The sequence below is a fragment of the Arsenicibacter rosenii genome, from assembly GCF_001870735.1.
Lineage (GTDB): Bacteria > Bacteroidota > Bacteroidia > Cytophagales > Spirosomataceae > Arsenicibacter > Arsenicibacter rosenii.
This window is the reverse complement of the sequence record NZ_MORL01000327.1, coordinates 1-360: the sequence shown is the minus strand read 5'-3', so window position 1 is coordinate 360 and position 360 is coordinate 1. Positions and strand designations below refer to the sequence as shown.

Annotated in this window: 1 protein-coding gene; it reads left to right on the top strand. The window is 53.9% G+C overall.

What is annotated here, in order from left to right; all coding sequences use genetic code 11:
- Nucleotides 1-31: 31 nt before the first annotated feature.
- The coding region (locus BLX24_RS31445) for a DUF6712 family protein (RefSeq protein ID WP_143092993.1) at nt 32-360 on the top strand (329 nt) is incomplete at its 3' end.

The window sequence follows — 360 nt, the reverse complement described above, 5'->3', positions numbered from 1 at the left end:
CTCAGCCAGCGGTTAACGCAAACACGGCGGCATGATCACCATCGATATCCTGAAAAAACAACTAGGGGGTATACAGGCGAAAATAGCTCCTGAAACGCTCCAGCCGTTTATCCGTACAGCTGAACGCTGGTTCAGGGGGGAAATCGGCCCCGAGCTGTTTGCTTATCTGAATGCCTTCACACCAGCTGCTGGCACCGACGAATATGATCTGCTTGATCTGGCACAAGCCTGCATGAGCTGGTATGCCTATGATCTGGCCTTTCCGCACCTGAAACTTCGGGTAGGGGATCAGGGCATTATGAAGGTAGTGCCGAGCGGTCACGTGGCGCTGACCAAATGGGAATACGTCGACAGCCGTGA